Source organism: Paraburkholderia sp. BR10923 (genome assembly GCF_040948765.1).
GTDB lineage: Bacteria > Pseudomonadota > Gammaproteobacteria > Burkholderiales > Burkholderiaceae > Paraburkholderia > Paraburkholderia youngii.
This window is the reverse complement of record NZ_JBFPKO010000012.1, coordinates 108266-122682: the sequence shown is the minus strand read 5'-3', so window position 1 is coordinate 122682 and position 14417 is coordinate 108266. Positions and strand designations below refer to the sequence as shown.

Genomic DNA, 14417 nt, shown 5'->3' with positions numbered 1-14417 from the left:
ATTGTCGCTGCAATTTTCGAAAGGAGAATCAGGACATGAGTCAATTTGCAAACTACATCGACGGACAGTGGGTCGACGGCGCGAGCGTATCGCGTAACGTCAATCCGTCGAATCTCGACGACGTGATCGGCGAATTCGCGCAAGCCGACGCCGAGCAGACGCACCGCGCGATCAGCGCCGCGCGCAAGGCTTTCGCGACGTGGTCGCTGTCCACGCCGCAGCAGCGCTTCGACGTGCTCGACCAGGCGGGCAGCGCGATCCTCGCGCGCAAGGCAGAGCTCGGCAAGCTGCTCGCGCGTGAAGAGGGCAAGACGCTGCCCGAGGCGATCGGAGAAGTGGGCCGAGCCGGCCAGATCTTCAAGTTTTTCGCGGGCGAAGCGCTGCGCGTCGGCGGCGAAATCGTGCCGTCGGTGCGGCCGGGCATGACGGTCGAAATGACGCGCGAACCGGTTGGCGTGGTCGGCCTGATTACGCCATGGAACTTTCCGATCGCGATTCCGGCGTGGAAGATCGCGCCGGCGCTCGCGTACGGCAATACGGTCGTCATCAAGCCGGCCGATCTGGTGCCGGGCAGCACGTGGGAGCTGGTCAAGATCATCGCCGAGGCTGGCGCGCCGGCGGGCGTGATCAACCTCGTGATGGGCCGCGGCTCGGTGGTCGGCGAGGCGCTGGTGTCGTCGCCGCACGTGGATGCGATCAGCTTTACCGGTTCCGTCTCGACGGGACGCGCGATCGGCGCGAAGTGCTTCGAGTCGGGCAAGAAATTCCAGCTCGAAATGGGCGGCAAGAATCCGATGGTCGTGCTCGACGACGCCGATCTCGATGTCGCGGTCGAAGCCTGCATCAACGGCGCGTTCTACTCGACGGGCCAGCGTTGCACGGCATCGAGCCGGCTGATCGTCACCGCGGGGATCTACGACCGCTTCATTGACGGCATGAAGGCGCGCATGCGCGCGCTGAAGGTCGGCGATGCGCTCGCGGACGGCACGCAGATCGGCCCAGTCGTCGACGACAAGCAGCTGGAGCAGGACGAGCGCTATCTGGCGATCGCGCGCGAAGAGGGTGGCACGGTGTTCGGCGGCGAGCGCGTCCAAGGCGTGACGCCGGGCAACTTCCTCGCGCCGGCGCTGGTCACGGAGACGACCTCGGCGATGCGCATCAACCGCGAAGAGGTGTTCGGGCCGGTCGCGTCGGTGATCAAGGTCAAGGACTACCAGGAAGCGCTCGCGGTCGCTAACGACACCGAGTTCGGTCTGTCGGCCGGCATCTGCACGACGTCGCTGAAGTACGCGAGTCATTTCCGCCGCCATGTGCAGGCGGGCATGGTGATGGTCAACACCGCGACGGCGGGGGTCGATTATCACGTGCCGTTCGGCGGCAGGAAGGGATCGAGCTATGGTCCGCGCGAGCAGGGCGCGTACGCCCGCGAGTTCTATACGTCGGTGAAGACCGCGTATATCAACCCGGGCGCGGTCTGACGCGACCCTAGCAGGGCTTCCCAAAACGGAACTGGCCCGCCATCGCATTCAATCGCGATGGCGGGCCAGCAGGGGAAGCTGCAAGAGCGCTATGGCAAAGCGCTCCGGCAGGTACAGCTACATCAACGGCAACTTTCCAACCGGGAACGCGGCTTACTGCGCTGCGCGGCCCTCTTGCGACGAACCGCTGGTCACGCCGCCGACCGCGCTGTTTTGCGCCGCGACGCGGGCTTCGGCAGCTTGAATGTTCGACGGATATTCGTTCGGGTTCGAACGCGCAGGGTTGTAGCCGGCCTTTTCGATCTGAACCAGCTCTTCACGAACTTGCGCGCGGGTCAGCGGCTGGTTCGATTGAGCGAAAACAGCAACCGGAGCAGCGAGGGTAGCGGCGATAACGACAGCTTGAACGAGCGATTTCATTTTTACTACCTCCAGGTTTTGTCTTGTTAGGCTGCGAAACCGTTTGTTTGCAGCAGTGATGACAGTCTAGGGGGAGTCGGAACTAGGGTAAATACCTAATTCCTGAACTCACTGTTTCCATAACTAAAACAATATTGGGGCGGCAAGGCTGTCGAGCCTCGATTTGCGAAGCGATCGACGGTGGATCGGGCGCGTGTATCAGCCGGCTGACACGGCTTGGACAAGCAGCCAGCCAGCGACGCCGATGGCTATGGCGCCGATCGCCCGTGCGACGCGCGCGCCGTCCGGCGCCATTCGCTCGGCGGTGATGGCGGCCGTCACGGCAGCCATCAAGCGCAAATCAGTCATGCCGGCGACCAGCAGGATCGCCGTCAACCCCGCGCAGCAACCGGCACAATCCACCCCGATGCGCAGCCCGTAGCGCCACGCGCTTGCCGCGTCGGCGGCGAGGCTCGGTGTTGCGCGACAGCAGGCGAGGCGGCGCGTTTTCCACGTGCTGAACTGCAATGCGCCAGCGAGCAGGACGACCACGCTGGCCGCTAACGGCACCGAACGAGCGAGAGCTAGCCACCGCAACTCGAACGCCGCGAGCGACGCACCGAGCGCAAACACCGCCACGCCGAGCGCAGTCCATACGACGGCGTACGCGCCGCTCACTAGCACCGTCAGCAGCGCCAGTCGCCCCGCGCTCGCCCGCGCGCCGACCGCGTCGCGATAGCGCAGCAGCGTCGGCATCAACGACGGCAGCATCATCGCCGCCATCATCACGATCCACATGCCGATGAACGATGCCGCGGTGCGGGCCCACGTGCGCCCGCAAGTCGGCATCCACAGCGTCGACATCGACCAGCCGCCGGGCATCGGCAGCGCGCCCATCGCCGACATCGACGCGTTGTGCGCCAGTGTCGCCGCGACGCTCGCGATGAACACCAACGCGCAGACGCCGACGAACACGCGCTGCGATGAGCGCATCGCGCGCCACGTGGAGAAGTGCTGCCCGCTCATGCAGGCAGCGCGCACGAGCGGGCCCATCACCGCTCGTACTCGTCGTGACGGCGCCACCAGATGCCTGTCTCGTTGCGTCCCTTCGGCGCGCGATCGAGCCACTGGTACATGCCCCACAGCGCATCGACGCCGCGCGCGTAGGTCGAATACGTGTGATAGACGACGCCGTCTTCGAGCACGAACGCGCTCATGCCGGGCCGGTCGCGCGAATAGGTGGCCGCGTCGGTGCCGCAGGTCGCCGCGAATTGCGCGACGGGTTCTGGCGCGGGACTCACGTCCATCGCGTGACTGTTGCGTGCGTAGTTGTATTCGATATCGCCGGCGCGCTGCTGTGCTTCGGTGAACGAGACATTGAAGTCGAAATTGAAATCGCCGCTTGCCGACGACGCCCATGGAAACGTCCAGCCCATGCGCCGCTTATACGCCTGCAACTTCTCGAGCGGCGCGCGCGACACCGCCATCAGCATCACGTCGTGATGCGCGAGATGCACGGCGAAGCCGCCGAAGCCGTCCGCGATCGACGAGCACGACGGGCAGCCCGCCTTGTAGTCGGGCCCGAACATGAAGTGGTAGACGAGCAGCTGCGAACGTCCGCTGAACAGCTCGGCGAGCGACGCGCTGCCTTCGTCGGTATCGAAGCGGTAGGCCTTATCGACCTTCACCCACGGCAGCGCCTGGCGTTGCCGCGCGAGCTCGTCGCCGTGTCGCGTGTGGGCTTTTTCCGCGTCGAGCAGCGCGCGTCGCGCGTCGAGCCACTGTTCGCGTGTTCCGACCGGATGCGTGGTCATTGTGGGTTCCTCCGTGGGTCGTGCCGCGCCGCGCGAGCTCTTGCCCGAAGGCGTCGGTGACGGTTGATGGTCGTGCTAGATTAGGACCGGGCGTCGATCGGATGGGAGTGACAAGTGTGGCGGGATTCGCTTGATGCATTGACGTGCTACGCGCGGACTCGTACGCCGTGGACGCGCTGATTGAGGCGGCGGCGCGCGCGCTCGCGGCCGGCGATCCGCTCGGCGCGCTCGACCGCGTCGCGTTGCGCGACGACGCGCCGGCGCTCGCGCTGCGCGGCATTGCGATGGCTCAGCTCGGCGATTTCGTGCGCGCAAGGGCGCTGGTGCGCGGCGCCGCGCGCGCGTTTGGCGCGCAGCATGCGGTCGCGCGTGCGCGCTGCGTGGTCGCCGAAGCGGAGATCGCGTTCGCGTCGCGCGATCTCGCATGGCCCGCCAGAACACTCGATGCCGCGACCGCCACGCTCGACGCGCACGGAGACCGCGTCAATGCCGCGCATGCGCGGTATCTGGCGGCGCGGCGTCTGCTGCTGATCGGCCGTCTCGACGAAGCGGAGCGCAAGCTTGCCGCGCTCGATCCCCGGCCGTTTCCGCCCGCGTTGCGTGCCGCGCATGAGCTGGTGGTCGCGGGGGTCGCGCTGCGGCGTTTGCGCAGCGCCGCCGCCCGTGCCGCGCTGGCGCGGGCCGCACGCGCGGCACGCGAGGCCGGCATTCCGGCGTTGATCGCGGAAGTCGAAAGCGCTTCGGCCGCACTGAGCGAGCCGGCGGCGCGCATGATCGCGCGTGGCGAAGAAGAACCGATCCTGCTCGATGAAATCGAGAAGCTGCTGACCTCGAACCAGGCGGGCGGTCCGCTCATCGTCGATGCTTGCCGCTACGCGATCTGCGACGCCAACGCGGCGATTGCGCTGGCGAGCCGACCGGTGTTGTTCGCGCTTGCTCGCATGCTCGGCGAGGCATGGCCCGACGACGTGCCGCGCGACGCGCTCGTCGCACGCGCGTTCCGCGCCAAACGCGCCGACGAATCGCATCGGGCGCGGCTGCGCGTCGAGATCGGCCGGTTGCGCGCGGCGCTCGGCACGCTCGCAAGCGTCAGCGCGACGACGCGTGGCTTTGCGCTCGCGCCGCGTCAGGCGCGCGAGGTCGTCGTGCTGGCGCCGCCGGTCGAAGGCGAGCATGCGGCGCTGCTCGCGTTTCTGTCGGATGGCGAATCGTGGTCGAGTTCCGCGCTTGCCCTCGTGCTCGGCGCGAGTCAGCGCACCGTGCAGCGCTCGCTCGACTCGCTCGCCGCGGCCGGCAAAGTGCAGCCGGTGGGCGAGGGGCGCGCGCGCCGCTGGATGACGCCGCCGCTCGCCGGATTCGCGACGGCTTTGTTACTCCCTTCCCCGTTCCCTTCGTGATTAGGATGGTCATCATGAACCACTCTGCCGCCAGAATCGTCCGCGAATATGGGCCCTTTACGGGCGTCGATAAAGTGCACGGAGTCACTTACGACGGCCGGCAGGTGTGGATCGCGACCGGCGAACGACTCGACGCGTTCGATCCGGCGAGCGGCGAGACGCTGCGCTCGATCGCGGTTCCCGCCGACGCGGGCACGGCCTTCGACGGCGAGCACCTGTTCCAGATCGCAAATGGCCGCATCCAGAAGATCGATCCGCAGAGCGGCCGTGTGCTGTCGACGATCGCGGCGCCCGGCGACGGCGGCCACTCCGGGCTGACTTGGGCCGAGGGTTCGCTGTGGGTCGGTCAGTATCCCGAACGGAAAATCTATCAGGTCGATCCGGACACTGGCGCGGTGTTGCGCACGATCGAATCGAATCGCTTCGTGACCGGCATTACGTGGGTCGACGGCGAGCTATGGCATGCCACGTGGGAAGGAGACGAGAGCGATCTGCGGCATATCGATCCGCGCACGGGCGAGGTGCTCGAGAGTGTCGAGATGCCTGCCGGTGCGGGTATCTCCGGACTCGAATCGAACGGCGCGGATCTGTTCTTCTGCGGCGGCGGCGGCAGCGGGCTCGTTCGTGTCGTGCAGCGTCCCGCGCGAGATAGCGGTTCGCAAATGACGGTCGATTCGTCGAGCGAGTGAGTCATCACTTAAATAGCCAGCGTCGTTATAGGTCCTGGTATCTGGTTTATTTGTACTCGTCGATAACTTAATACATCGATAATAAGAAAACGAAATATTTCTTTTCGTTACTCTTATCGCGCCTGTCGTCCCTCTTCCTGCGAGGGCGTCTTTGCCTGAAAAGGCATCGTTTTTTTCAAACCTTTATGCATTGGTTCGCCTCACGCGAGGCGAATCGGGAGTATTTTTGCTGTTTCCCCGTGCATTGCGCCTTTTCGAAAAGATGTGAACTGAACCAAGTCAGGTTGTCACGCTAATCCTTATCGCGGGCAGACATACTTTTTACACAAACCCTTCATATTATTCGCTCGTTTTACTAAGTCTTGCCCCGATAAAAGACGCGGTTGCCGAAACAACTCACACAGGGTCCTCCAAATGTCATCGCATCACAAAATGCGTCCAGCGCTTTGTCTAACGTCCGTTGCCGCTGCCTGCGTGCTCGCAGCTTGCGGCGGAAATTCGGACAGCCCCTCTGCCAGCAACAACAACCCCAGCACGACCTACTCGGGCGTGGTCGCCGCAGCTGCCTTCGTCCCGGGCAGCGCGACCGGTAACCCGAACCTGAAGGCCGGCTACTACGCCGGTGCCACCGTGTTCGTCGATGCCAATGGCAACGGTGTGCTCGACAACGGCGAAGCCTCGGCGAAAACCGACGCCAACGGCCATTTCTCGTTGACCACGACCGCCTCTGGTCCGCTCGTCGCTGACATCACGACCTCGGCCACCAACACGGCATCGGGCGCGAAGGTGGCGAGCCACCTGATCCTGCGCGCTTCGGCCGACCAGATCGCCGACCAGGGCGCCGGCAAAGTCGTGATCAGCCCAATGTCGAGCGAAGTGCAGCGCCTCGTCGAAGCCAACGGCACCAAGTACGCGACCGAGAAGGCTAATCTGTCGACCCGTCTGTCGGGCCCGTCGTTCAACAACGCGGCGGTGACTGTTTCCGGCACCGACGCCCTGGCCGACGTCAACACGCTGTCCGGCGCCGAGCAGTACGCCGTGCTGTTCGAAGACAACGCACTGACCAACCGCTACACCTACGCCACCACGAAGCTCGATCGTGGCGATATGTACCCGGACAACCTCGCTGTCAAGGGCGGCGATCCCCGTCTGGTTGGGACGAGCGCCACCGCGGCGAACATCGTCACGCCGCTCGAGAGCCAACAGCGGATCACGTTCGCGCAGGCACAGCAGGCCGCTTTCAACATCGAGGGCATCCCGGCCTACGACAATGTCTTCATCATCGTCGAAGAGAACAAGTCGACGGACGCGATTCTCCACAACTCGCGGGCTCCGGCGATCAACAAGCTGCTCAGCACGTACAACCAGCTGACGACCTACTACTCGACCGGTAATCCGTCGGAGCCGAACTACACGGCTATGGGCGGCGCCGACGACTACGGCATTACCGACGACAACTGGTGGGGCTGCGGTGCCACTGGTGCCTATGCCATCAAGGACGTTGCCTTTAACGGCGGCACTTCTTCCGACGGTCAACCGCTTCCGGCTACCGGCGTGCTTCCGCCGCAGGACAGCGCCCACCTCGCTGGTTTCAGCACGACCAGCGGCGCTGCCTGTAGCGTCAACCCGACCTCCGGTACGGTTCACAACGTGCCCGGCGACAACCTGTTCACGTTGCTGTCGAAGGCCGGTTTGACCGCGCGTACCTACAGCGAATCCATGAACCCTGGTCAGGACGCGCGCGCCGACAGCGTTGCGCAAAGCGTCTCGAAGGCGTACAGCGGCACCGCCATCGACGGCACGGTTATCCAGGATAGCCAGGCCTACCCGATGCCGGGCGGTCTGTACAAGGTCAAGCACGGTCCGTCGATCGCTTTCCAGGACGCGCGCAGCCTGCCGGAGTTCTACGCCGACAACCGCACGATCTTCGGCACGCAGTACAACGAAGCCGACTGGAAGAGCACGTCTCCGTACTCGAGCGCCAACGGAGGCACCTACGACACGTCGAAGTGGATCTACGATCAGTTCAGCCTCGACCTGGCCACGGGTGACGTCGGCAACATCAACTTCATCGTGCCCGACCAGTGCGATGACATGCACGGTGTCGGTACGGACACGGAGACCTGTAACGGCGGCGCGAACAGCAACAACGGTCAGAACGCCAGCATCACGCGGGCCGACATCTATCTGAACAATGTCGTCACCGCGATCCAGAACTCGGCGCTCTGGAAGAACCCGCAGAAGCGCGTTGCGATCGTCGTGATGTTCGACGAAGGTGAAGGTTCGTCCACGTCCTGCTGTGGCTGGAACGCCGGTGGAAAGACCTCCGGTGCAGCACCGCTGGTGATCAGCAACGGCGCTGTGACCAAGTCGACGGCGCCGAGCGGCTACGCAAGCGGCAACATCGGCCACGGCAACTCGACCTTCGGCGTTATCACCAACCAGCAAGACGTCGGTACGGCGGCCAAGGGCATCGTCGACAGCGACGCCTACAGCCACTTCTCGCTGGTGCGCACGCTGCAGGACATGTTCCAGGTCGCCGATCCGGCGGTCGATGCCTCGTATGTGAACCGCGCGAAGTACACGGAAGCGTTCATTCTGCAGAACATAGCGAACCTTCCCGAGTTCACGGGCAGCGCCGATACGCACTTCGACTCCGTTCGTCCGATCAACCACGCCTACGTGATCCCGGCTGGCCACGTGCAGAAGCTGAATCCGGCGGACATTACGGGCGTCAAGGACAACAGCGGCAACCTGATCAGCACGACCGCGCTGACGACGCAGACGGGACCGGACGCAACGCAGAAAAACATCTGGTCGCTGAAGTAAGTGTGTGGTGATGCTTCAAACTACCCGATCAGGCGGTAGATAACGCGGCACAGGGGAGCGGATTCGACCGCTCCCCTGTCCGTTATAAGTTCAAGAGAACAATACGATGCGTAAGACAGTTTTTCGCGCGGTCGCGTGCGTGGCCATCACGCTGAGCCTGGCCGCCTGTGGAAACGGCAGCGGCGACGCTTCAGCACCGAATACAACGTCAGGGGCGACTACGGGGAGCACGAGTTCTTCCGATGCGAGCACATTGAGCCTTGCCGCTCAGGCCGGTCAGAAACTGTTCTTCGACTCGAACCTGTCCGGCAACAAGAACATGGCGTGCGCGACTTGCCATGACCCTGCCTATGCCTATGGGCCGCCGAACAGCCTGTCCGTGCAACTGGGCTCCGATCCGACGCAATCTGGCGCACGCGCCGTGCCCTCGTTGCGCTACAAGGACGCGACACCGCCTTACAACGACGTAGCGGCGAATCCGGATAACGTCACCTCCAACGCGCCCGGAGGCGGCTTCATGTGGGATGGCCGCGCCGCAACGCTGGCCGACCAGGTCGCAATGCCGCTCCTCAATCCGGTCGAGATGAACTCCTCGAAAGCGGCCGTGGTACAGGCGGTGCAGAACGCCTCTTACGTGGACCTGTTCAAGCAGGCCTTCGGCGCGGACGTGTTCAGCGACCCCGACGCCGCCTTCGCCGATGTCGGCAAAGCGATCGAGGCCTATGAACATGAAGACATCAGCTTCCACCCGTACACGAGCAAGTACGATCTCTACGTGCATAACAAGATCGGTGGAACTTTGACGGCCGCCGAAACCCGCGGCCTGTTGATCTTCAACAGCGGCACCATCGGCAACTGCTCGGCCTGCCACTATGCCGGAGCCAACTTCGACGGCAACCAGGGCCTGATGACGGACTTCACCTATCAGGCGATTGGTCTGCCGCGCAACGATACTTCGATCCCGAACAATCCGTCGCCGATCCCGGCAAACCAGGATCCGACCTACTACGACATGGGCCTGTGCGGGCCGCTAAGGACCGACCATCAGCCGGGCACGGCAGGTATTGCGACGCCCGATCCCTACTGCGGCATGTTCAAGGTATCCACACTGCGCAACGTGGCGACCCGCGGCGCGTTCTTCCATAACGGGGTCCTGCATTCGCTGGTCCAGGTCGTGCATTTCTACAACACGCGAGACACCAACCCGGAATACTGGTACCCGGCCACCGGGGGCACCGGCGCGCCCATCACAAATCCGAGCTATGCGCTGTTCCCGCAGTACGCGTCGGGCGCCACGGTGCAAAAGTTCAACGACTTGCCGGCGGCCTTCCAGGGCAATGTCGACGAGGAACTCCCGATGGGCACTGGCGACGGTGGCAGCAATACCTTGGGCAGTGGCACCCAGCCGCGGGCGCAGGGCAGCACGCCCATCATGACCGAGCACGATATGCAGGACCTGATCTGCTTCCTGAACATCCTGAGCGACGGCTACAAACCGCCCGCAACGCAGCCGACCAACGGCACTTGCGTAAACTGATTCCTCAACCTTGGACCAATTGTTTTTTGACGATGAAGCGAATTTCAACTACAGCGCGTAGCGCGGGTATTGCGGTTTCCCTGGTCTCGTTGATGCTGCTCGGCGCTTGCCAAAGCAAACAGAACCTCAGCGAACCCAGCATGGAGAACTTCACCAAGACCATCAGCAGCTACCTGGGTGAGCGCGGCAACCTGTGCCTCGCGAAATACGACTGGCCGATTTACGTGGCCGACCAGGATAAGACTTCGAACTCACGCGACGCCGTCCAATTGCCTGTGCTGGAAAAACTCGGTGTGGTCAAAGGCACCGACATGACCGTCGAGCGCACGGACAATGATGGCGCCAAGGTGTCGGCGCCGGGGCGCAAGTACGAACTGACCGATGAAGGGAAGAAGTTCTTCCTGCACAAGCCCGTCGTGGTTGCAACGGCTACCAGGCGCGTCACGCACGACGCCGACTTGTGCGTGGCCACGCTGAGCCTGGACAAGGTGGTGGGCTGGGAGCCGCCGCTGACCCGCGACGGCGAGACCAGGACCTCGGTGCTCTACACCTACAAGATCGACCCGGTGCCTTTTGCCAGGACTTCCGAGTTCCAGCGAGTGTTCCCGATGGTGGCGCGCGTGATCGAAGGCGCCGGCACCATGCAACTGCGCGAGGGTGTGCGCTTGACCAAGGACGGCTGGGTAGCGGAAGAATATTTCGTTCGCTGATCGTTGAGTTTGCCGACGCGGTGCACGACTAGATCGCGCGGCACCTGAGGCGCGGCGGCGGCTCCGTGCCGCCGTGCCAGGACCACCCGCACCGTTATGGTGTCCCCGCTGGACTCAATCCCGCGCTCGCGAAGTAGATCACGAGAAAATACAGCAGCACGTAGAGCGCGTAGGTCTGCCCGTTGCCGGTATAGACGCGTCGTATCCGTGCCGCCGCCGCGAGCGCGAAGTGCGATAGGCCGCGCCAGAAAATCTGCGCGACCGGCGGCACCGTGCGGCTCAGCATCGGCCGATAGAAGTGGTAAAAGTCCGGGGCGTTGCGCGCCTTGCCGCGACGGCTGCGGTAGTACAGCGCACCGAGTCCGAATACGACCGCGGTGACGGTCAGCACGACGATCACGACCGGTGTCGGATTCCAGAACCCGTAGATGCTTTCGAGCGACATGCCGCCCCATACCAGCGTCGCCGCGAACTGCGGATCGATCGCGGCGGATACCGGTTCGAGCAACACCTTCGGAAAGAACGACAGGATCGCGATACCGACCACGAACAGGAACTGCGGCACCAGCAGCATCACCGGCGCTTCGCGCACCTGCGGCCGCTGCGGCGGGCGCGGCTTGAGGAAGACGCCGTTCAAGAGGCGCAGCATGTACAGAAAACCGGCGCAGGTCGCGAGCAGTCCGCACACGGCGAGCCCGTACCAGCCCTTGTCGGTCATCGCGCTCAGCAATAGCCATTTGCCGCCGAAGCCCATCAGCGGCGGCAGGCCCGACATCGATACGAGTGCGATCACGACCATCGCGAACGTCAGCGGCATCTCGCGCGCGAGGCCGCCCACAGCGGCGAAGTTGCGCGTGCCGGTGCGCAAGATCACACCCGCGAGCGCGAGGAACAGGATGCCCTTCACGAACATGTGATTGGCGACCAGGTACAGCGCGGTGACCCAGCCGAGATGGCTCATCAGGCCGATCGCGGTGACGATATAGCCGGTCTGGCTCATGCTCGACAGCGCGAGCATGCGTTTGAAGTCGTTCTGCCGCAATGCCATCAGCGCGCCGAACAGCGCCGTCAGCATGCCGATCCATGTCATCACGTGCGCGAGTTCGAGGCCGACCTCCGAGCGTATCGTCAGATAGGTGCCGATCAGCAGGCCGAACATCGCGACCTTGCTGACCACCGCCGACAGCATCGCGGTCACGTCGTCTTCCGCTTCGGTGTAGGCGCCCGGCAGCCATACGTGCACGCCGATCGCGCCCGCCTTGATCAGGAAGCCGGCCGCGAGCAGCACGAACGCAAAGTTCGCTTCCGGTCCCGAATGGATCAGCGCCGATAGTGCGATGGTGTCGTCGATCGCCGCGACGTTGGCGAAACCCGCCAGCAGGAAGAACGCCGCCAGCAACGAAAACAGCAGGAAGGTCAGCACATGCGGGCCCGCGCGCCGGCACTTCGCGATCAGGAAGCACGACGACAGCGTGATGATTTCCCAGCTATAGAAGAATTCGAGCGACGTCGATGAGCGCAGCAGCGCCGGAATCGACAGCGACAGCACGACGAGCATCGGATAGAAGCCGGGGCGCACATCGTCGCGATAGAGACTTGCCGCGGCGATCACGAGGCTGCCCGCGAGCAGCAGCCAGGCGAACAGCCCGGCGATACGGCCCGCGCCCTCGCAAAGCAGACTGCCGATCAGTCCAATCGCGATCACCGCGAGCACGCCTTTCACGCGCCCCGGCAGACGATCGGCCGCATAGAACAGCGCGCCTGCCGCGAGCGGCGAGAAGATCCACACCGACGCGACGCCCGAGAACACGGCCGCCATATAGGCCGCCGCGATGAGCAGCACGGCGACGCCGAACAGCGGCAGCAGCGCGGCGAGGTTCGGCCGGGCTTTGGCCTCGACCTCGGACGGAGCCAGCGCGCGCACGAACCAGTGGAACATATAACCCGCTTCGAGCAGCGAGCCTGTCAGGATCAGCACGATCCAGTACGGCTTGCCGGCGGCGGTCAGGCGCATCACGAGTTCCCACTTCGCCCAGAAGCCGGGGAACGGCGGCAGCCCCGCAATCGCGACCAGGAAGAGGCCGAGCAGGCCTATCAGCAATGGGCTGCGCGACAGGATCGCGCGTGCGTCGTCGCCATGCCGCCGCAGCACGCCGGTCAGCCAGAACAGCCCCGCCTTCGCGAACAGATGGTTGATGAAGAGGCCGCCGACGACGAGCGGGATCGATGCGTCCGCGCCGACCTGGCGCAGCAACGCGAGCGACAGCATCAGTAGCGCCATTTGCCCGATCGACGAATAGCCGAGCACGCGCTGCGGTTTCGTCTGCTTGATCGCGAGCAGGTTCGAGAACAGAAACGTGACGCCGCCCGACACGGCGAGCAGCGTGAGTTGGCCGTCGAATAGCGGCAGCAACTTCAGCAGCGCGAAGAACACGCCCGCCGACACGCCGACCGATACCATCGCGGCGACGCCGCTCGGCGCGGTCTCGTAGACGTCGAGCCCCCAGCCGTTGGCCGGAAACGGCTTCAGTTCGATCACTAGACTCGCGAACACGAGCAGAATCGCGGCCGTGCCGATCGGGCCGCCGATCTGCTCGCGCAGCGACAGCAATTCGTCGATGTTCAGCGTGCCGCTCACGTAGTAGAGCAGCACCGCGCCGAGCAGGAACAGGGTCGACGCGATCACGGTCGCGAGGATGTACTTGAACGCGGCGGCGAGCGCGGCGGGTGTGCGCTCGAGCCCGAACAGGCCGTATGTCGCGATCGACACGATCTCGAGAAACACGAACAGGTTGAACAGGTCGCGGGTCATCACCATGCCGTCGATGCCCATCACCAGAATCAGGTACAGCAGCAAGGCCGCGTAGTTGCCGCGCAGACGGTCCCACAGATGCAATGCGCCGAGCAGCGCGACCACGTTGACGCTGAACGTGAAAAGGCCTTCCCACAGGCCGAAGCGCAGATTGATCGACACCGGCGGCAGCGCGCCCGCGGTCAGCACCTCGATCGTGTCGCCGCCATCGAGCAGGCCGTAAAACGACACGCCCGAGACCAGCACGATCCCGCACAGCGCGATGAAGAAACCGAGCGTGAGCCACGGCTTGCCGAGCCGATACAGCAGCGGAATGACGAAGCCGCCGCCGAGCCCGAGAATGAAGATCTGCAACGGATGAAACAGCGCGGCTACCATTTCGACTCGGTGAAGGCGTCGATGGAGAGCGTCTTTTTGGCGGCGTAAAGACGGATTGCGAACGACAGCATGATGGCGGTGACCGATAGCCCTATCACGATCGCGGTGACGACGAGCGCCGATGGAATCGGATCGATCGCACGGTGCGCGGCGGCGGATTTGCTGAGCGCCGCATCGATGATCGGCGCAGTGCCGCCCGTGATGTAGCCGGTCGCGACCATCACGATGTGCAGGCCCGTGTCGATCACCGCGAAGCCGATGATGATGCGCAGGATGTTGCGGTGGGTCAGCATGCCCCACAGGCCGATCAAGGAAAGGCAGAAGCCCGTGATCAGCAGGATCTTCGAAACCGGAATGCCCGTGCTCATGCGCTC

The 14417-nt window shown here is 64.2% G+C and carries 11 protein-coding genes; 6 read left to right on the top strand and 5 right to left on the bottom strand.

Going from position 1 to position 14417, the window contains the following annotated elements; all coding sequences use genetic code 11:
• Nucleotides 1-35 precede the first annotated feature (35 nt).
• On the top strand, nucleotides 36-1478 hold the full coding sequence (locus tag AB3X94_RS22750; RefSeq protein ID WP_018433696.1) for an aldehyde dehydrogenase family protein: 1443 nt from the start codon (nucleotides 36-38) through the stop codon (nucleotides 1476-1478).
• A gap of 153 nt (nucleotides 1479-1631) precedes the next feature.
• Here AB3X94_RS22750 and AB3X94_RS22745 read toward each other — a convergent pair whose 3' ends face one another.
• The 3 genes from AB3X94_RS22745 to AB3X94_RS22735 all read right to left on the bottom strand — a co-directional run bounded on the left by AB3X94_RS22745 (nucleotide 1632) and on the right by AB3X94_RS22735 (nucleotide 3691).
• Complete coding sequence (locus AB3X94_RS22745; RefSeq protein ID WP_368612787.1) at nucleotides 1632-1898, bottom strand: DUF4148 domain-containing protein; 267 nt, start codon at nucleotides 1896-1898, stop codon at nucleotides 1632-1634.
• A gap of 198 nt (nucleotides 1899-2096) precedes the next feature.
• Complete coding sequence (locus tag AB3X94_RS22740) at nucleotides 2097-2930, bottom strand: DUF2182 domain-containing protein (RefSeq protein WP_176111998.1); 834 nt, start codon at nucleotides 2928-2930, stop codon at nucleotides 2097-2099.
• The gene (locus tag AB3X94_RS22735; protein WP_176111597.1) at nucleotides 2930-3691 is read right to left on the bottom strand and encodes a DUF899 domain-containing protein; all 762 of its coding nucleotides are present in this window, start codon (nucleotides 3689-3691) and stop codon (nucleotides 2930-2932) included. The genes AB3X94_RS22740 and AB3X94_RS22735 overlap by 1 nt, the downstream gene beginning before the upstream one ends.
• A 167-nt stretch (nucleotides 3692-3858) precedes the next feature.
• Between AB3X94_RS22735 and AB3X94_RS22730 the strand changes: the two genes are divergently transcribed.
• The 5 genes from AB3X94_RS22730 to AB3X94_RS22710 all read left to right on the top strand — a co-directional run bounded on the left by AB3X94_RS22730 (nucleotide 3859) and on the right by AB3X94_RS22710 (nucleotide 10853).
• A complete protein-coding gene (locus tag AB3X94_RS22730) occupies nucleotides 3859-5088 on the top strand; it encodes a helix-turn-helix domain-containing protein (RefSeq protein ID WP_368612786.1) in 1230 nt (409 codons plus the stop codon).
• A gap of 14 nt (nucleotides 5089-5102) precedes the next feature.
• Nucleotides 5103-5777, top strand: a complete 675-nt coding sequence (locus AB3X94_RS22725; protein ID WP_368612785.1) for a glutamine cyclotransferase — start codon at nucleotides 5103-5105, stop codon at nucleotides 5775-5777.
• Between the two features lie 432 nt (nucleotides 5778-6209).
• The gene (locus AB3X94_RS22720; protein WP_368612784.1) at nucleotides 6210-8606 is read left to right on the top strand and encodes an alkaline phosphatase family protein; all 2397 of its coding nucleotides are present in this window, start codon (nucleotides 6210-6212) and stop codon (nucleotides 8604-8606) included.
• A 106-nt stretch (nucleotides 8607-8712) separates the two neighbouring features.
• Entirely contained in the window at nucleotides 8713-10143 is a 1431-nt protein-coding gene (locus AB3X94_RS22715) for a cytochrome-c peroxidase (protein ID WP_368612783.1), read from the top strand.
• Between the two features lie 32 nt (nucleotides 10144-10175).
• Nucleotides 10176-10853, top strand: a complete 678-nt coding sequence (locus tag AB3X94_RS22710; protein ID WP_368612824.1) for a hypothetical protein — start codon at nucleotides 10176-10178, stop codon at nucleotides 10851-10853.
• 94 nt (nucleotides 10854-10947) lie between these two features.
• Here the strand turns inward: AB3X94_RS22710 and AB3X94_RS22705 are convergent, their stop codons facing one another.
• Entirely contained in the window at nucleotides 10948-14043 is a 3096-nt protein-coding gene (locus AB3X94_RS22705; RefSeq protein ID WP_368612782.1) for a complex I subunit 5 family protein, read from the bottom strand.
• Complete coding sequence (locus AB3X94_RS22700; protein WP_013093972.1) at nucleotides 14037-14411, bottom strand: sodium:proton antiporter; 375 nt, start codon at nucleotides 14409-14411, stop codon at nucleotides 14037-14039. The genes AB3X94_RS22705 and AB3X94_RS22700 overlap by 7 nt, the downstream gene beginning before the upstream one ends.
• Nucleotides 14412-14417 lie beyond the last annotated feature (6 nt).